Source organism: Methylomagnum ishizawai (assembly GCF_900155475.1).
GTDB classification, from domain to species: Bacteria; Pseudomonadota; Gammaproteobacteria; order Methylococcales; family Methylococcaceae; genus Methylomagnum; species Methylomagnum ishizawai_A.
The window spans coordinates 4,547,426-4,565,253 of record NZ_FXAM01000001.1 but is presented as its reverse complement, the minus strand read 5'-3'; the positions used below and the strand labels follow the sequence as shown (position 1 = coordinate 4,565,253).

Below are 17,828 nucleotides of genomic sequence, written 5' to 3'. Positions count from 1 at the left end.
GGGCGCCAGGGTCCGGGGCTACGGGCCGGAGGTTTCTTGGTAGGTGGCGCTGATGCCCATGATCTCCGCTTCCAGCCCCAGGAACAAGCCGGTCAGCTTGGGATCGAAATGCCGCCCCGCCTGCTCTTGGAGGAAGGCGAACGCCTCGGCGGGTGGCCAGGCCCGCTTGTAGGGCCGTTGACTGGTCAGGGCGTCGTAGACATCGGCCAGGGCCACGATGCGGCCTTCCAACGGGATATCTTCCCCGGCCAGCCCGTGCGGATAGCCCGAGCCATCCCATTTTTCGTGGTGGGTGAGGGCCACCAGCCGGGCGGTGCGCAGCAGCGGCGAATCGTGCTGGCCGATGATCTCGGCCCCGATTAAGGTATGGCGCTTCATGATCTCCCACTCGTCCGGGTCGAGCTTGCCCGGTTTGAGCAGAATGCGGTCGGGAATGCCGATCTTGCCGATATCGTGCATCGGCGCGGCTTGGTACAGCACCTCGGCCTGCCGTTCCGGCACGCCCGCCGCCAGGGCCAGCAGCCGCGCGGTATGGCTCATGCGGACGATGTGCATCCCGGTTTCGTTGTCGCGGTATTCGCCGGCCATGCCTAAGCGGCGCACGATCTCGATGCGGGTTTCCTCCAGTTGCCGGGTCCGCTCGCGCACCTTGGCTTCCAGCGCCAGGTTTTGGTTGTGCAGGTCCAGGTGGATGCGGACCCGCTGTAGCACCAGGGGCGGATTGAGCGGCTTGTGCAGATAATCCACCGCGCCCAGTTCCAGGCCCAGTTGTTCGTCGGCGGCGGCGTCGCTGGCGGTGATGAAGATCACCGGCACGTCGCGGGTGCGCGGGTCGGCCTTGAGGCGGCGGCAGACTTCGTGGCCGCCGATGCCTTGCATCATCACGTCGAGGAGGATCAGGCTGGGCGGGGCTTTCCGGGCCAGGGCCAGGGCGTCGGGCCCGTTGGTGGCGAACTTGACCCGGTAGCGGGGACGTAGGATTTCCCCCAGCACATCGATGATTTGTGGGGAGTCGTCCACCAAGAGCAAGGTTTCCAGGGAGGGCTTGTTCATAGGATGTTTCCAGGACCGGGAAGGAGGGGGATGAGGCGCGTCAGCCGTTCCCGCGCCTCGTTAAAAGCATAGTGTGCGATTAAGCCGGCGATGGCGGCGATCTCGCTGTGGAAGCCGCTGCCGCGCATGGCTTGCGCGAGCGCGGTCACGGTTTCGAGGGCCGCCGTGTCATGTTCTTCCAGCAGGTGTTCCAGTTCCCGGCATAGCCGCGTCCATTCCACCGGATCGGCCACGGCGGGCGGCGGCGCTGCGGTCTCCGTCCAGGATTCGAGCCGGGCCAGTCCGGCCAGTACGGTTTTCAGGCGCTGTTCCAGGGGGTCCAGGCATTGCGCGGCCAGTTCCGTCTGGCCGGACCGCAGCGCTTGCTCTAGGCGGGCCGCCCAGCCGCCCAGTTCGGCGATGCCCAGGGTCAGGGCCGTGCCCTTGAGGGTGTGGGCCAAGCGGCCCAGTTCCGTCCAATCGCCGCGCCGCCGCGCCGCCTGGAGGTCGGCGCGGAATTCCGGGCCGTACTGGTCGCGGAAGCGCCGCAACAGCTTGACGTAGGCCGCCATGTGGCCCGCTATCCGCGCCAAGCCCTGCCCGGTGTCGATGCCCGGCAACTCCGGCAGGGGCGGCCCCCCCGGCACGGCGGGAGACTGGGCGGGCGGCGGCGCGGCCCGTGGCTTCACCCAGCGGACCAGGGTGTCCAGCAGTTCGATCAGGTTGACCGGCTTGGTGACGAAGCCGTTCATCCCGGCGGCGATGCAGCGCTCGCGGTCGCCCGCCATGGCGTTGGCGGTCAGCGCGACGATGGGCAGTTCCGCGTAGCCTTCCGCCCGCAGCCGCCGGGTGGCCTCGAAGCCGTCCATCACCGGCATTTGGCAATCCATCAGCACGCAATCCGGCACCGCCTCCGCCACGGCCCGCAGGGCTTCCGCGCCGTTGACGGCCAGCCGCACCTTGAAACCGACCCGTTCCAAGAGTTCGCGCATGACTTCCTGGTTCAAGTCGGCGTCTTCCACCACCAGGATATCCGCGCCGCGCCTTTGGTCCAGGGCCGCGCCTTCCGGGGTTTGGGCGAACGGGGGTTGCGGGAGGGGAACGGACGCCAGATCGCCCAGCCGGAAGCGGGCGGTGAAACGGAACAGGCTGCCCTGGCCCGGCGCGCTTTCGACCTCGATTCCGCCGCCCATCATTTCCACTAGCCGCTTGCTGATGGCCAATCCCAGCCCGGTGCCGCCAAAGCCGCGGGTGGTCGAGGCGTCGGCTTGGCTGAACGGCTGGAACAGCCGGGCCTGGGTCGCGGCGGCAATGCCGATGCCCTGGTCGCGCACCGTGAAGACCAGGGTGATATGCCCGGACTCGCGGGCCAATTCGTCCACATCCACCCGCACCTGGCCCTGGCGGGAGAATTTGATGGCGTTGCCGACCAGGTTGACCAGCACTTGGTTGAGCCGGTGGGCATCGCCGACCAGGGTTTGATCGAGTCCGGGGGCGATGTGGAATACCAGTGCCAAGCCCCGTTCCTGGGCTTTGGCCCCCAGGATCGAGGCCAGCCCCTCGAATACGGCGGCGAGGACGAAAGGCGCCTCCTCCATATCCAGCTTGCCCGCCTCGATCTTCGAGAAATCCAGGATGTCGTTGATGACGTGCAGCAGGGACTCGGAAGCGTTGCCGATCTTGGCGAGGTAGTTGCGCTGTTGCTCGCTGGGATTGGCCGCGAGGCAGAGCGCCGTCATGCCCATGATGGCGTTCATGGGGGTGCGGATTTCGTGGCTCATGTTGGCGAGGAACAGCGATTTGGCTTGGTTGGCCTGCTCGGCTTCCTCCTTGGCCTGGGCCAGGGCGGCCAGCATGGCTTTGCGCTCGGTGATATCGCGCAGGACGCCGGTGAAATAGCGCTCGCCGCCCATGTGGAACTCGCTGATCGCGAGATCGCAGGGCAGTTCGTGGCCGTCCCGGTGGCGGGCCAGCACCTCGCGGCCCAGGCCGATGATGTGGGCCTCGCCGGTGTCCAGGTAGCGCTTGATATAGCCATCGTGGGCGGCGGCCTGCGCTTCCGGCATCAACAGGCCGACGTTGCGGCCCAGGACTTCCTCGGCGCGGTAGCCGAAAATCCGCTCGGCGGCGGGGTTGAAGGAATGGATCAGGCCGTGCGAATCGATGGTGATGATGGCGTCCACCACATGCTCGAACACGGTGCGGATGCGTTCCTCCTGGTTGCGGAGCGCTTCCTCGGCCTGTTTGCGTTCGGAGATATCGATATGGCTGAGGATGAGTCCGGGACGGCTATACAACAGCCGCCGGGCTTGCAGCAGGAACCATTGCTCGCGCTCCGGCCCGATGCAGGGATATTCCAGCACGCAGTGTTCGCGTCGTCCGGCCAGCAGGTCTTGCAGGGCGTCCAGGGCTTCCTGGGCGTAGGGGTCGCCCCCGGTGGCGGCGCGGCGGCACACGTCGAGGTAGTTCGTGCCCATCGACACGGCGCTTTCCGAGGCACCGTGGGTATTGGCGAAATCGCGCCAAGGCTCGTTGACGGCGCGGATCTCGCCGGTTTCGTCCAGCACCACCACCTGTTGCGGCAGGGAGTCCAGCACGCCGCGCACAAAAGCCTCGCTCGCGGCCACGGCGGCGGTGGCGGCTTTCTCCACCGTCACGTCCAGCGCCGCCAACATGGCCCGGACCGGCTTGCGGGCCGCGCCCTCGTCCGCGAAGAACACCTGCTTGCGCACCCTGAGCCAGCGCACCGAGCCATCGGGCCAGACCACCCGGTGTTCCATGGCGAACCAGCCCGGCCCGCCGGGATCGAGGCAGGCCGCGATATGGTCCATCAACTCGGCCTGGTCGTCGGGATGGAACACCGTGTGTAGCGCCGCGCGCGACAGGACGGCGGGCTCCAGGCCCAGGCCGAACAGGTGCGCGGCCTCGGCGGAGAGATGACACAGGCCGGTGACGTAGTCGATCTCGGCCAGCGCCACGCCCGCCACTTCCATGCCGAGTTTCAGCCGTTCTTCGCTCAGGCGCAGGTCGCGCTCGGCGCGTTTGTACCCGCTGATATCCTCGCTGGAAATCACGAGTCCCGCCGGGGTATCGCCGCCGTCGTACCAGGGCTGGATTTCCCAGCGCAGCCACAGCACCTCCCCGTTCCAGCGCTCGAAGCGGTCCTCCTCGGAACGCAGCACCTCGCCCGCCAGGCCGCGGCGGTGTATGGCCTTCCAGCGCTCGGGGATTTCGGGGAAGACCTCGTAGTGGGAGCGTCCGGTGATATCGCGGTCGCCCAGGCTGTAGTCGGTCATCCAGCGGCGGCTGGTCGCCAGATAGCGCATCTTGCGGTCGAACATGGCGATGGAAGCGGGCGCGTGTTCGAGGAATAGCCGCAGCCGTACCTCACTGGCCTTGAGCGCCGCCTCGGCCATCTTGCGCTCGGTGATATCGGTGGCGAGGCCGCCCACGGCGTAGATTTGGCCTTGCTCGTCGCGCAAGGGGAATTTGATGCTGATGTAGATATGCGGCACGCCGTCCGGGGTGGGCACGGTTTCCTCGAATTCCATCGGCATCCCGTTCCGCACCACCGCCAGGTCGTTGGCCTGGACGTGGGCGGCGGTGGCCGTGGGGAACAAATCTTGGTCGGTTTTGCCCAGCACTTGGTCCGGGGCCAGTTGGAACAGTTTCAGGTAGCGCCGGTTGGCGAGCAGGTAGCGACCGTGCAAATCCTTGAGGAAGACCACGGTGCGGGTGTTGTCGAGGATGGCCTGCAAGCGGGCTTCGCTGACGCGCAGGGCGGCGTTGACCGCCGCCAATTCGGCGGTGCGTTTCGCCACCCGCCGTTCCAGGTTCTCGTTGAGGCGGCGGATATCATCCTCTGCCCGTTTTTGCTCGGTGATATCGCGGGCCACGGCGTAGCAGACGCCTTCCTCGGGCAAGGGCAGCGCATGCCAACTGAGCCAGCGGTAGCCGCCTTCGTGGGTTTGGTAGCGGTTCTCGAAGGTGTGTACCCGTCGCCCTTCCAGCAGGCGCAGCCGGGCGTTCTCGGAGGCCGAGCGGTCGTCAGGATGGACGAAATCCAGCCAGGGCCGGGCGCGGAGTTCCTCCGCCGTCCAGCCCAGGGTGCTGTGCCAGGAGGCGCTGAGTTCGCGGAAATAGCCGTCCAGGTTGGCGATGCAAAGGAGGTCGGGTGACAGGGCGAAGAAATGCTCGTGCCAGATTTGCAGGTGGCGGGATTCGGTGATTTCGGTGCAGGTGCCGATATAGCCGACCACCGCGTCGTCGTCGTCGCGCTCGGGGCGGGCCTCGGCGATGATCCAGGCGATACCGCCACCGGCCCGGAGCAAGCGGTATTCCTCGCGGAATTCGGTCCTCGTCGCCACCGCCCCGTCCCAAGCCGACCGCACCCGCCCGCGGTCCTCGGGGTGGGGGTCGCCCAGCCAATCCGGCCCCACGGGCGGGGCGTCCCCGGCCCGGCCCGTCATCTGTGCCAGCCGCTCGTTGACATAGACGCAATCGCCTCCGGCATCGCAACGGAAAATACCGACCGGGGAGAATTGGGCCAGGTGGCGGAAGGTGCGCTCGCTCTCGGCGAGGCGCTGGGCGGAATGCCGTAGGTTCTCGGCCAATTGTGCCGAGCGTTGCTGGGACCGCGCCAGCGAGACGCCCCCCAGGAGGAAGGCGGGCAGGAAGCCGAGTCCCGCCGCGATCAAGGTGCCCAGGCGGTCCAGGCTGTGGGCCAGCTTGGCATCCTGGCGGGCGGCTTGTTCGTCCATATGGGTTTGGAGCCGGGCGATGGCCGCACCGAGCGGGTCCCGGTCCGGCACGCCCACCCGCTGGACGAGTTCGGACGGCGGGAGGCCGCGGTTTTCCGGCAGGCCCGAGCGGCGGTGGCGGGCGGCGTACTGGTCCACGCCGATGCGGAGTTGGTCCAGGTCGGCGTGTTCCTCCGCATCGGGCTTGAGCCGCTCGTAGCCGTCGATGGCGGCGTAGAGCGCTTGCAGGGCGGCCCCGGCCCGGTCGTAATCGCCGGGGTCGCGGTGGAGGACCCAATCCTTGAAATGGTGGACGAAGCCGCCGTAGTCCCAGGCGGTGCGGATTTTCTCCAACTGCCGGGCGGCGCGCAGGGCGTTGTGGTGATAGTCGTACCAGTCCTGGCCGAGCCGGGAAACCCAGGTGTGGCTCAGCAGGGCGAAGACAGCGAAGGCCAGCGCGATGACCAGGGCGATGCCCAGGGTCGGGCGGCGGGTATCCAAGGTTGGGGGTGGGAGTGGCATGGCGGGCGGGCTATTGGCATGGGAAGCGGGTGGACCTGCGCGGCGGAACGGCCATCGGCCTGGGTCGGTCGCCGCGAGCTTATAACCAAAGGGTCGGTTTTATGTATATATTAGCGGTTTAAGCGTATTTGGCTTTTGATATTCCTCGGATCGAAGCGCGGCACTGGTTTTGGAAGTTTTGAATATGAAACAGTTCCCACGGGGGTTTTGTATTATTGCCCGGCACAGTAAGCTGAAACTTGCTGCCGATACGCCCCGTCCGTCCCCCGAACTTTGGAGATCAACCCCATGGACCCACAATTCTGGCTAGACCGCTGGCAAAACCAGGAAATCGGCTTCCATCTCGACGGCGTCAACCCCTTGTTGGAACGCCATTGGTCCGCCCTGGACGCCCCGGCGGGGTGTGCCGTGTTCGTGCCCCTGTGTGGCAAGAGCCTGGACCTCGTGTATCTGCGGCGCTTGGGCCATCCCGTGGTGGGGGTGGAACTCAGCGCCCTGGCGGTCGGGCAGTTCTTCGCCGAGAACGGCCTGGAACCCCGCGTCGCCGAGCGCGGCCCGCTGCGGGTGTTCGAGGCCGGGGGCATCACTTTGTACCAGGGCGATTTGTTCGCGCTCACCCCCGCCGACCTGCCCGCCATCGGCGCGGTGTACGACCGCGCCTCGCTGATCGCCCTGCCGCCCGAGCGCCAGCCCGCCTACGCCGAGCATCTACTGGCCCTGGTCGCCGCCGCGCCCATCCTGCTGATCGCCTTGGACTATCCCGCCGGGGAAATGCAGGGGCCGCCGTTTTCCACCCCGGCGGCCCAGGTCGAACGTCTGTACGGTCCGCGCCGCGCCCTAGCCGCGCTCGAAGTCCTCGACGCCCTGGCCGATAGTCCGGCACTCCGGGCGCGGGGCTTGACCGCCCTGAACGAAACCGCGTGGCGTCTGCGCACCCCTGGTTGAGGCCGCGCCCCGGCCTGGGACCGTTCATATCGATTGACAACCGACCCATATTTGTTGGAGCCTCCCGCTGTCTGTGTCCACCCCGAGGCCCAAGGCGGCGGAGATGAAAACCCCCGAAGCGTTCCTGCCCGATTTCTGCTCCCTGACCACGGCCTTCATGCTGATCCTGGGCAGTTTGTTGCTGGCCTTCGTGCTGGCCCTGGCCGATTTTTCGCCGCGCTACGATTTCCTCACCGAGGTGGGGCTGCGCGGTTTGTTCATCGCCTGGATCGCTTGGCTGAGCGCGGCTTTGTTGTGTGCGATGCGGCGCTGGTTGGAGGCGTGGCGGGCGTTCCGGGCGGGGGCCGCGGCTTTCGCCACGGTATTGCTGGTGACGCTGGCGGTCGGCGGCGCGGCCCAGGCCGGGCTGGCGCGGATCGGCTATCCCGAAGGCACCGGGCTGGAACCCTGGGCGTTCTATGGGCGCATCCTCGCCATCAGCGCCCTGGTCACCCTGGCTTGGTTGCGCCACCAATATGTGCAATCGCGCTGGCGCTCGCAAATCCGGGCCGAATCCATCGCCCGGCTCGATGCCCTGCAAGCGCGGGTCCAGCCGCATTTTTTGTTCAACAGCCTCAATACCATCGCCAGCCTGATCCGCAAGGAACCGGCCACCGCCGAGGAATTGCTGTTGGATTTGGCCGAGGTGTTCCGGGCCATCCTCAAGAAAACCGGCAAGCTGGTGCCGCTGTCGGAGGAAATCGCCCTGACCCGCCAGTATCTAGGGATAGAACAATACCGGCTGGGACCGCGGCTCAAGGTTGCCTGGGATATGCGGCAGGCGCCGGGCGACGCCTTGCTGCCGCCCCTGAGCCTGCAACCCTTGGTCGAGAACGCCATCCGCTACGGCATCGAACCCGCCTTGAACGGCGGCAAAATCGAAATCCAGGGCCGTCTGGCCCGTGGCAGCTTGGTGCTGAGCATCCTCAACAGCTTGCCGGAAGAGGTGGTCCGCCGCTCCCGGCCCGGCAACGGCGTGGCCCTGGAGAACCTACAGGCCCGTCTGGAAAGCTGTTTCCCCAACCGCGCCCGTTTGTATACCAGCCAGGCCGATGGCCGGTATCAAGTGCGCATCGTCATTCCCTACCAAGGTGCGGGACATGAAAATCCTCCTCGTTGACGACGAACCCTCGGCCCGCGACCGGCTGCGCGGACTGCTCGCGGAGATCGACCCCGCCACCGAAATCGTCGGCGAGGCCGGCGAGGGCGGCGAGGCGCTGCGCTTGATCGCCAAGGCCGCGCCCGACCTGGTGTTCCTGGATATCCTGATGCCCCGGCTCGACGGCATCGCCACGGCGCGGGAAATCTCCAAGCTGGCCGAGCCGCCCGCCGTGGTGTTCGCTACCGCCCACGACGATTACGCGGTGGACGCCTTCGAACTGAGCGCCATCGATTATTTGTTGAAGCCGGTGCGCAAGCAGCGCTTGGAAGCCGCCCTGTCCAAGGCCAAGCGCTTCACCGGCGAAGCCTGGAGCAAGCTGGCCGAAGCCCTGCCGCCTGAATGCCGGCCCGCCCGCAGGCATTTGTGCGTCTACCGCCATGGCGAATTGCGCTTGGTGCCCTTGGCGGCGGTGGCCTATTTCCGGGCCGACAACAAATACACCACGGTGCGCTTCGACGAGGGCGAGGCGCTGCTGGATGATTCGCTGGTGTCCTTGGAACGGGAGTTCGGCGAGAGCTTCATCCGCATCCACCGCAACGCCCTGGTGGCGGTGGACCGGGTCGAGGGTTTGCACAAACTGCCCGAGGGCGGCATGGGGATGCGTTTGGTCGGCGTGGCGGAGTTGTTGGAAGTCAGCCGCCGCCATCTGCCCGGCGTGCGCGAGCGCTTCCGGCAAATCGGCGGTTTGGTGCCGTGATGGTGTGGGTTGTCCCGGTTTTGGAGGTCGCGATGAAGATTCCTAGGTGGTTCCGGCCCGTCGTGGCCGGGGTGGTATTGGCCGCGCCGCTGGCGGCGGGGGCCGAGGCTCCGGCCATGGTGCGGGGACAATTGCTGTATGTGCCGGTGTATTCCGAGGTGCCCTATGGCGACAAGGGCGTGGATTTGAACCTGACCGCCACCTTGAGCCTGCGCAATACCGACCGCGGCCATGCCATCCGCTTGAAGCGCATCGATTACTACAGCGCTACCGGGAGCTTGGTGCGTGCCTACCTCAGGCAGGGCGAAACCCTCAGGCCGATGGCGTCCACCGAGGCCATCGTCAAGGAATCCGACCGCAGCGGTGGCATCAGCGCCAGTTTCCTGGTGGAATGGGAAAGCGATAAGCCGGTGTCCGCGCCGGTGGTCGAAGCCTTGATGGTGAGCAGCAGTTATAACCAGGGCTTGGCGTTCAATAGTCCGGCGCGGGTGTTGGAAGAGCGGCGGTAATATCGCTTGCGGGCTTGGATAAACTTTGATTAATTAAAAAGGCGGGTTGATGGCGGTTTTATTAGTGGGTGCGGTTCTTTGTATGACCGCATTGATCGTGTCGGCGTGGCTGATGACGTTTGCCCGGTGGTTTCCAATAGAGGGCATAGATAAAAAATTCTTGGTCGATTATAAGACCATGATTAGGGCGCATGTCGATTATGCCCTGATGGCGTTGTTTAATTTGGCCTTTTATGGCGCTGGCATCGATTTGCCCGTGTTCGCATGCTGGTGTGTGGCGATTGGCGGTTTTGCCAACCCCACGGTTTTTGTCATCGCCGCGTTTGACCCGGATTTTTGGAATAAAACCCACTGGAAGATTTATACGGCGGCCAGCTTTGTGATTACGACCTTGGGTTTTATAGGGGTTGGCTTCGCTTTTTTAAAGCATGCTTTGTGATGGGTTAAGATAAAGCCCTTGGGTTAGGGGAGGATAGGCCGCTGGAAAACCCCAATGCCCAAGATTCCACCGCTTTCCATCCGGGTTGGGTCGCTGGATGTCTGATTTAACCGAAAGGAGGTTTTGAATGATCGAAAGAACCGGGCGCTGCTTATGCGGTGCCGTCACTTTCACGCTGGTGGGCGAACCGCTGGCGGTCCGGGTTTGCTGGTGCCGCGATTGCCAGCACCTTGCCGCGAATGGCAGCGTGAACGCCATGGTGCCCGCCGAGGCGCTGGTGGTCGCGGGGCCGCTGTCGGAATATATCAAGCAGGCCGATAGCGGCAATGTGGTCACGCGCCAGTTTTGCCCGGCTTGCGGCACGCAGCTCTTCGCGCAATCCTCCGCCCGGCCCCAGTTTCGGATGGTGCGTATCGGCAACCTGGACGACCCGTCGTCGCTCCGTCCCGGCATGAATATATGGGCCGCGAGCGCCCCTGGCTGGGCCTGCCTCGACCCGGCGCTGGAGCGGGTGGAACAGCAACCCGCACCGCCGCCAATCCATCGGTCCGCATGATCGGGCGGGCTCCGCTACAGCCCCCGGAAAATCCCGAACACCGTATCCAGTCCCAGCAAGCCCGCCGCCATCACCAGCGAATACAACAGCATGAACAGCGCGATGGTTTCGCCCGTCATGAGTCCGGCAGGATAGCCGCTGGGCCGGTGGCGCAGGGCGAAGGCATACAGCCCCGCCAGGGTCTGCGACACCACGAACAACGCGAACACCAGCAGGAAGCGTTCCTGGAACCTGAAACCATGGGCGGCCACATCGCTGACCACGGTCAACAGCATGGGCGTATACAACAGGCTGGCGGGTAAGGCCAGACCATAGGCCAGCGGCAAGGACAGCCGGAGCCTATCGGTTTTCAGCGCCGCCCATAGCAAGGCCGGCACCCACAGCAGGTTGAGACCGAGCATCAGGGCGGCCAAGGCCAGCGCGTCCGCCGGGGTGGCGCTGGTGGGGTCGAGCAACAGGGAAATCAGCCGGTGGAGCAGGGGATGGGCTTTGTATAGGAAGGGATTCATGGATATGGGCGCGGTCCAAGCGGAATCGGGGCCGGACGGCGGATCGTCCGCCCCGGCGTTATAATGCCGCGTTTTTTACCACAGGAATCGCGTCGAAAGCGTGTTTCCGCCGTCACCGACATCCGCGCCATGCTCAGCTATCGCCACGCCTTCCATGCCGGCAACCACGCCGATGTTTTCAAGCACCTCACCTTGAGCTTCCTGGTGCGGGCCTTGCTCCACAAGGACAAGCCGTTTTTCTACCTCGACACCCATGCCGGGGCGGGCCGTTATAACCTCCATTCGGAAATGGCCCGCAAAAACCGCGAACACGAAAGCGGCATCTCGCGGCTATGGGACGAGCCCAGTCCGCCCGCCGGCATCCGCGAATACCTCGACGCCGTCCGCGCCACCAATCCGGGCCGGGAATTGCGCTGGTATCCGGGTTCGCCGCGCATCGTCCGGCCCTGGCTGCGCGACCCGGACCGCATGGCCCTGTGCGAACTCCATCCCAACGAGGCCCACCTCCTGGCAGCCGAATTCGCGGGCGACCGCCAAGTGCGGGTCGAGCATCTGGACGGCTACCAAGGCTTGAAAGCCCTGTTGCCGCCGCCCGAACGCCGCGGCTTGGTCCATATCGACCCGGCCTACGAACTCAAGGACGAGCGCAAGCGCTTGTTGCAGGCGGTGCGCGAAGGCTACAAGCGCTGGGCCACCGGCATCTACGCTCTGTGGTATCCGATCCAAGACCGCGCCACGGCGGACGATTTCCTGCGCCGCTTCAAAAAGCTGGAGATTCCCAAGGTGCTGCTGGCGGAATTCTCGGTATTGCCGGACGAGCCGTTCCGCCTCAGCGGCAGCGGCATGATCGTCATCAATCCACCCTGGCAGTTGGAGGAGCAATTGCGGGCCGCTTTGCCCTGGTTGTGGGAGCGGCTCGCGGCCGGCGGGCAAGGCCGCTGGCGGGTGGAATGGCTGGCCGGGGAGCGGGAGCGCGGTGCCGAATGATCCGCCCCGCCCGCCTGGAAGACCTGGAAACCCTGGTCCGCATCGAGAACACCAGCTTCGAGACCGACCGCATTTCCCGGCGCAATTTCCGCTACCTGCTGACCAAGGCCAATGCCGCCACCTTGGTCTACGAGCAGGGGGGCGCGGTGTGCGGTTATGCCACGACCTTGTTTCACACCGGCACCTCACTGGCCCGCTTGTATTCCTACGCCGTCGATCCGGCTTGGTTGCGGCGCGGCATCGGGGCCGCCTTGGTGCAGCGCTGCGAAGCCCTGGCCTTGGAACGCGAGTGCATCGCCCTCCGCCTGGAAGTGCGGCGCGACAACCCGCCTTCCCTCAAGCTGTTCGAGAAACTGGGCTACCGCTATCTGGAAATCGTGCCGGATTATTACGAGGACCACGCCTCGGCCCTGCGCTTCGAGAAAACCCTGGCCCCGCACCTCAACCCGGAACTGGCCCGCGTGCCGTATTACCAGCAGACCCTGGATTTCACCTGCGGCCCGGCTTCGCTGATGATGGGCATGAAAGCCTTGCAGCCCGAGTTGGAACTGAGCCGCAAGCTGGAACTGCGCATCTGGCGCGAGGCCACCACGGTGTTCATGACTTCGGGGCACGGCGGCTGCGGGCCGTATGGCATGGCGCTCTCGGCCTATCATCGGGGCTTCGAGGTCGAGGTCTATGTCAACGACGACGGTGCCTTGTTCATCACCTCGGTGCGCGACCCGGAGAAGCGCGAGGTGATGCAGGTGGTGCAGGAGGATTTCCTGGAGGAATTGCGGACCCTGCCGGTGCGGATCGTCCACGGCGCCCTGAACGTCATGGAATTGCAAGAGCAGATGGAACGGGGCGGCATCCCGGTGGTACTGATTAGTTCTTATCGTCTTTACCAAGAAAAATTCCCACACTGGATCGTGGTCACAGGCTACGACGAACTCTATTTCTATCTGCACGATCCCTATGTCGATACCGAGGCGGGCAAGACCCTGACCGACTGCGTGAACCTGCCCATCCTGAAAAAGGATTTCCAGCGCATGGCCCGCTACGGCAAGACCGGGCAGAAGGCGGTATTGATCCTGAAAAAACCGGGCAAGCGCCGCCGCCATTAGCATGGCCCTACACCTCGTCGTCGTCGAAAGCCTCAAGGATTGGCAGCCCGATTATCCCAATATCCGGGTGGTGGCGGCGCGGGATTACCTGTCCAGGCCGGAATACCTCAAGGCCAAGGATTTGCGGGTCATCAACCTGTGCCGGAGTTACCGCTATCTCAGCACCGGCTATTACTGTTCGCTGCTGGCCGAGGCCCGCAGCCACCGGGTCTTGCCTTCGGTGCGGACCCTGGCCAGCCTCAGCAGCAAATCGATCTACAGCCTCAACGCCGAAGACCTGGACGGCTTGATCCAGCGCAGCCTCAAGAAGCGGCCAGCGGGGCCGGGCGACGAATTCGAATTGCCGATCTTCTTCGGGCGCGGCGCGGACCCGGCCTTGCAGGATTTGGCCCGGCAGATTTTCGACCTGTTCCCCTGCCCGCTGCTCAAGGTGGAATTCCGCTATCACGGCAAATGGCTGATCGACACCGTGAAGGCCCTGCCCTTGAACGGCATGGCTTCCGGCCCGCACCGCCAATTCTTCATCGACGCGCTGAACGGCTATCTCGCCAAGCCATGGCGGGCCTTGCGCCAGCGCGGCACCGCCCGGTGGGATTTGGCGATCCTGCGCAATCCCGCCGAGCAACTGCCGCCCTCCAATGCCCTGGCCCTGCACAAATTCGCCAGGGCCGGCAAGAAGCAAGGCGTGGACGTGGCCTTGATCGAAAAGCGCGATTACGAACGCCTGGCCGAATACGACGCCCTGTTCATCCGCGAAACCACGGCCATCGACCATCACACCTACCGTTTCGCCCGCAAGGCCCAGATCGAGGGGCTGGTGGTGATCGACGACCCCGATTCCATCCTGAAATGCACCAACAAGGTCTATCTGGCCGAGTTGATGGCCGCCCACCGCATCCCCGCTCCCGCCACCCGCATCTTGCAAAAGGGCGACCCGGAACTCGCCAAGCTGGGCGAGGGCCTGGGTTTCCCGCTGGTGCTGAAAATCCCCGACGGCTCGTTCTCACGCGGGGTGTTCAAGGCCGACGATCCCCGCCAATTCCAGGACTTGACCCAGCGCCTGTTCAAGGAATCCGATTTGATCCTGGCCCAGGAATTCTTGTACACCCAGTTCGATTGGCGCATCGGCGTCTTGAACGGGCAGCCCTTGTACGCCTGCCAATATTTCATGTCGCGGTCGCATTGGCAGGTGGTCAAGCACGAGGCGTCGGGACGGGCGGTGGAGGGCGGCTTCAAAACCCTGGCGGTGGCTGCCGTGCCGGAGGCCGTGCTGGACGCCGCGCTCGGCATCGCCAAACTGATCGGCGATGGCCTGTATGGCGTCGATGTGAAGCAGGACGGGCACGGCGTTTATGTGATCGAGATCAACGACAACCCCAACCTCGACGCCGGGATCGAGGATCAAATCCTGGGCGACCAACTGTACGACCGCCTGGTCGGCGAATTCGTCCGGCGGCTTGAAGCCCGGCGGCGGGCTTGAGCCGCCGCCGGTTTCCGTGAATACGCTCTTTTCCCGCAGCGCTCCACAACCTGTCGCCAGCCCTATCCCGTGCGCTTGGCGACCATGACCTCTTGATTTCAAAGCAATTCTTGCGTTGTAAAGGCTGGGCGCACCGGGCGGTGCCGGGCCGGAGCTTTTCATCCTGTATTGTTCAGATTACGCTCTGGATCGGCGAAACTGTGATGAAAATCAATGGTGCGTGGATATTCGATATTTACGATATGAGGCGTGGGCCATTCCAGGAATGGCGGGAATCAAACGAGGCCATGATGATAAAAACAACGGAACAGGCGACCTGTTCGGGGGCGTTGACGGTGGAGCCGGAAACCCCGGTGGCGGAGGTGTTGCGGAGCGTGCGGGCGGTCGGCGGTGGCGCGGCCTTGGTGGCTCAGGGCGGGCGGCTGTTGGGGCTGGTGACGCTGCGGGAATGCGTGTTCGCCGCGCTGCGCTACCGCAACCTGCCCGAGGTGGCCATTGCCGAATTGATGTACTCCCCGGTGCCGGTGGCCGGGGCATGGGAGGACTGGACCACGGCCTATGCCGCCATGATCGAGCAGGGCATCTGCCACCGGGCGGTGGTGGATGCCGAAGGTCATTGCTCGGGCTTGATCGGCCTGGACGATTGCTGGGGGGGCTTGGTGGATACCCTCACCGACCGGCTGCCGGTGCCGGAACAGGCCATGAGCCGCGCCGTGGTCACGGTCAAGGAAACCGACAGCCTGTTGCTGGCGATCCGGCACATGGCCCGCCACGCCATCGGCTGCGTGGTGGTGGAGCGGCGCGGCAAGCCGGCGGGCCTGTTGGCCGATACCGATATCGCGCCCTTGATCCAATACGGCGTGGACCTCGCGACGATCCCGGCCAGTGCCCGCATGGGGCGCGAGGTGCCGGTGTTTCCGGTCGATGGCGCGGCGGCGGCGGCGTTGGCGGCGCTGCGGGAACCGGGCGTGCGGCGCTTGGTGATGGTGGACGGACTGGGCCGGATCGTGGGTCTTTTGAGCCGGCACGATCTTTTGCGCGGCCTGGGGCGGGAACAGGCCGGGTCCGCGCCGGCCCACGCCGTCCAGGAAGGGCTGGAATGGCGGGCCATCGCCGATGCCGGGGAAGACGCCGTGGCGATCCTCGACGGCGCGGGCCGGGTGGTCCGTGCCAACCGGGCCTTGGCCGAGCTGCTCCGGCGCGATAGAGCGGAAATCCTGGGCCATCCCTTGGAGGCGGTCCTGAATACGCACAACGCCGCGCCGATCCCGCGCTTTTGGTTGAAGCGCCGCGGCGGCGATTTGGCCCTCGCCGCCCAAGACCCGCGCAACCCTTTCGGGATTCCCGTGTTGCTCGGCAGCAGCCCGCTCGAACTCGATGGGCTGGCGCTGGCCGGCCAGCTATTCAGTATCCGCGATCTGAGCGGGACGCTGCGCCATGAAGAGCGCGACCAACTGTGGGGGGCGTTGATGGAACAGTCCACCGAAGGCGTGCTGGTCATCTCGGCGGCGGGCGGGATCGTCGAGGCCAACCACGCCTTCTGCGAGATCGTCGGGTGCGGCGAGCAAGCCTTGCTCGGTTCCGAGTTGGCGGGTTGGGTGGACCACGGTCCCGCCGCGCCCTTGTTCCGCGCCTTGTGGGAAGCCGTGGATTCCGGGCGGGATTGGCGCGGAACGGTCTTGCACCAGGGCCGCAATGGCAGCCTGCATGCCCGCGAACTCCGGGTCGGCCCGGTGGCGTCGGGGCGGGGCGCGCCGGCCCGCTATCTGGCCTTGGTGTCGGGGATGCCCGCCGCCGAACCCATCTGGTGTGGAGCCGGGGACTGGTTCGAGCGCGAAGCCGGGGCGGTGGGTCTCGAAAACCAGTTGCGCCGGGCCATCGAACGCGACGAGTTGAGCCTGTGCTATCAGTCCCAGGTGGAAATCGAAGGCGGCCGGGTGGTCGGGGTCGAGGCGATGGTGCGCTGGCAGCATGGCGAACGCGGCTTGATCGCCCCCGACGGCATCCTCCCCGCCGCCGAGCGCGGCGGTTTCATGCCCGAATTGGACCGCTGGGTGTTGCGCCGGGCCTGCGCCCAGGGACGGCGCTGGTTGGATTCGGGACTCAACTTCGGGCGCATCACCGTCAACGTGGCGGAATCGCATCTGCGCTGCCGGGATTTCGGCGCTACGGTGCGCCGGATACTGGAAGAAACCGGCCTGCCCGCCGCCGACCTGGAGATCGATATCCCCGAAACCGCGCTGGCGACCCAGGACCGGGAATTGACCGCGGCGCTGGACGCCTTGAACCGGCTCGGGGTCGCCGTCGCCATCGACAATTTCGGCACCGGCCCGACCTCGCTGCTGCTGCTGGCGAGTTTGCCGGTGCGGCGCTTGAAACTGGACCGGGGCGTGCTGGGCGCAGCCAGGGCGACGGGTTCCGGCCTGACCCGCGCCGCCGTCGCCGTCGGGCGCACCCTGGGCCTGGGCATTATCGCCAAGGGGGTGGAGACCGAGCGGCAGCGTGACGAATGGCTGGCCGAGGGTTGCGGGGAGGCGCAAGGCTTCCTCTATGGCCGGCCCGCGCCCGCCGACGAGATCGCCCGGATGTTGGCGGTTTGAATGGCCGGGGAATTTTCGATCCGCTCCATGCCAAGTATTGTCCCGCCGCGTTGCCAGCCGCGCATCCTTCCCCCTAAACTGCGTGGCTTTGGCGCATCGGAGATCATCGCATGTTCGGTTTCACGCTTCGTTTCCTCGCCTCCCTGGTCCTGGTGTTCGCGACCTGGAATCCCTCGCCGTGGAACTATGTGCGCTGGGCGACGGCAACCGGATGGGGTGCGCCGGAAGCGTTCGTGGGCGTGGTGTTGTTGATCGGCTGGGTGTTGTTCCTGCACGCCACGCTGGAATCGCTCGGCTTCCTGGGCATCGTGTTGGCCGGGGCTTTCCTGGGTTCGCTGGCCTGGCTGCTATTCGACCTGGGGTGGCTATCGGCCCAGAGCGAGGTCATGGCCTATGTGGCTTTGGTGTTGATCGCCGCTGTATTGGCGATAGGCATGTCCTGGGCGCACATCTGGCGGCGCATGTCGGGGCAGGTCGAGATCGACGAGGGGCATGACCACGGATAG

14 protein-coding genes are annotated in these 17,828 nt (G+C 65.5%); 11 read left to right on the top strand and 3 right to left on the bottom strand.

The features are described 5' to 3' along the window. Window positions 1-18: 18 nt before the first annotated feature. Window positions 19-1,053, bottom strand: coding sequence for an HD-GYP domain-containing protein (locus B9N93_RS20550; protein ID WP_085216069.1), 1,035 nt, complete (start codon window positions 1,051-1,053; stop codon window positions 19-21). Then, window positions 1,050-6,293 (bottom strand): PAS domain-containing hybrid sensor histidine kinase/response regulator, encoded by a 5,244-nt coding sequence (locus tag B9N93_RS20545; RefSeq protein ID WP_085216068.1) that lies wholly within the window; start codon window positions 6,291-6,293, stop codon window positions 1,050-1,052. Before B9N93_RS20545 ends, B9N93_RS20550 begins: the two co-directional genes overlap by 4 nt. 288 nt (window positions 6,294-6,581) lie before the next feature. Here B9N93_RS20545 and B9N93_RS20540 point away from each other — a divergent pair, with 288 nt between their 5' ends. The 6 genes from B9N93_RS20540 to B9N93_RS20515 all read left to right on the top strand — a co-directional run bounded on the left by B9N93_RS20540 (window position 6,582) and on the right by B9N93_RS20515 (window position 10,640). After that, window positions 6,582-7,238 carry a thiopurine S-methyltransferase gene (locus B9N93_RS20540; protein WP_085216067.1) on the top strand — a complete coding sequence of 219 codons (657 nt, stop codon included), beginning with the start codon at window positions 6,582-6,584 and terminating at the stop codon, window positions 7,236-7,238. Between the two features lie 103 nt (window positions 7,239-7,341). Then, entirely contained in the window at window positions 7,342-8,397 is a 1,056-nt protein-coding gene (locus B9N93_RS20535; RefSeq protein WP_085216066.1) for a sensor histidine kinase, read from the top strand. Continuing rightward, window positions 8,378-9,136: a LytR/AlgR family response regulator transcription factor gene (locus B9N93_RS20530; protein WP_085216065.1), complete on the top strand. Its 759-nt coding sequence runs from the start codon at window positions 8,378-8,380 to the stop codon at window positions 9,134-9,136. Before B9N93_RS20535 ends, B9N93_RS20530 begins: the two co-directional genes overlap by 20 nt. A gap of 32 nt (window positions 9,137-9,168) precedes the next feature. After that, window positions 9,169-9,645 (top strand): DUF3124 domain-containing protein, encoded by a 477-nt coding sequence (locus tag B9N93_RS20525; protein WP_176225353.1) that lies wholly within the window; start codon window positions 9,169-9,171, stop codon window positions 9,643-9,645. A gap of 82 nt (window positions 9,646-9,727) precedes the next feature. Further along, on the top strand, window positions 9,728-10,084 hold the full coding sequence (locus B9N93_RS20520; protein ID WP_368655821.1) for a hypothetical protein: 357 nt from the start codon (window positions 9,728-9,730) through the stop codon (window positions 10,082-10,084). Window positions 10,085-10,211: 127 nt separating this feature from the next. Further along, window positions 10,212-10,640 carry a GFA family protein gene (locus B9N93_RS20515; RefSeq protein ID WP_085216062.1) on the top strand — a complete coding sequence of 143 codons (429 nt, stop codon included), beginning with the start codon at window positions 10,212-10,214 and terminating at the stop codon, window positions 10,638-10,640. A gap of 14 nt (window positions 10,641-10,654) precedes the next feature. On the opposite strand, the gene B9N93_RS20510 is transcribed toward B9N93_RS20515, so the two are convergent. Then, window positions 10,655-11,149: a hypothetical protein gene (locus tag B9N93_RS20510; protein ID WP_085216061.1), complete on the bottom strand. Its 495-nt coding sequence runs from the start codon at window positions 11,147-11,149 to the stop codon at window positions 10,655-10,657. A gap of 129 nt (window positions 11,150-11,278) precedes the next feature. On the opposite strand from B9N93_RS20510, the gene B9N93_RS20505 reads away from it, so the two are divergent. The 5 genes from B9N93_RS20505 (at window position 11,279) to B9N93_RS20485 (ending at window position 17,828) form a co-directional block, all read left to right on the top strand. Further along, window positions 11,279-12,136 (top strand): 23S rRNA (adenine(2030)-N(6))-methyltransferase RlmJ, encoded by an 858-nt coding sequence (locus B9N93_RS20505; RefSeq protein ID WP_085216060.1) that lies wholly within the window; start codon window positions 11,279-11,281, stop codon window positions 12,134-12,136. Further along, a complete protein-coding gene (locus B9N93_RS20500; RefSeq protein WP_085216059.1) occupies window positions 12,133-13,242 on the top strand; it encodes a GNAT family N-acetyltransferase/peptidase C39 family protein in 1,110 nt (369 codons plus the stop codon). The genes B9N93_RS20505 and B9N93_RS20500 overlap by 4 nt, the downstream gene beginning before the upstream one ends. Window position 13,243: 1 nt before the next feature. Then, window positions 13,244-14,722 carry a RimK family protein gene (locus B9N93_RS20495; RefSeq protein ID WP_085216058.1) on the top strand — a complete coding sequence of 493 codons (1,479 nt, stop codon included), beginning with the start codon at window positions 13,244-13,246 and terminating at the stop codon, window positions 14,720-14,722. A gap of 287 nt (window positions 14,723-15,009) precedes the next feature. Continuing rightward, window positions 15,010-17,322 carry an EAL domain-containing protein gene (locus tag B9N93_RS20490; RefSeq protein ID WP_176225352.1) on the top strand — a complete coding sequence of 771 codons (2,313 nt, stop codon included), beginning with the start codon at window positions 15,010-15,012 and terminating at the stop codon, window positions 17,320-17,322. A 110-nt stretch (window positions 17,323-17,432) separates the two neighbouring features. After that, the gene (locus B9N93_RS20485) at window positions 17,433-17,828 is read left to right on the top strand and encodes a DUF6524 family protein (protein ID WP_085216056.1); all 396 of its coding nucleotides are present in this window, start codon (window positions 17,433-17,435) and stop codon (window positions 17,826-17,828) included.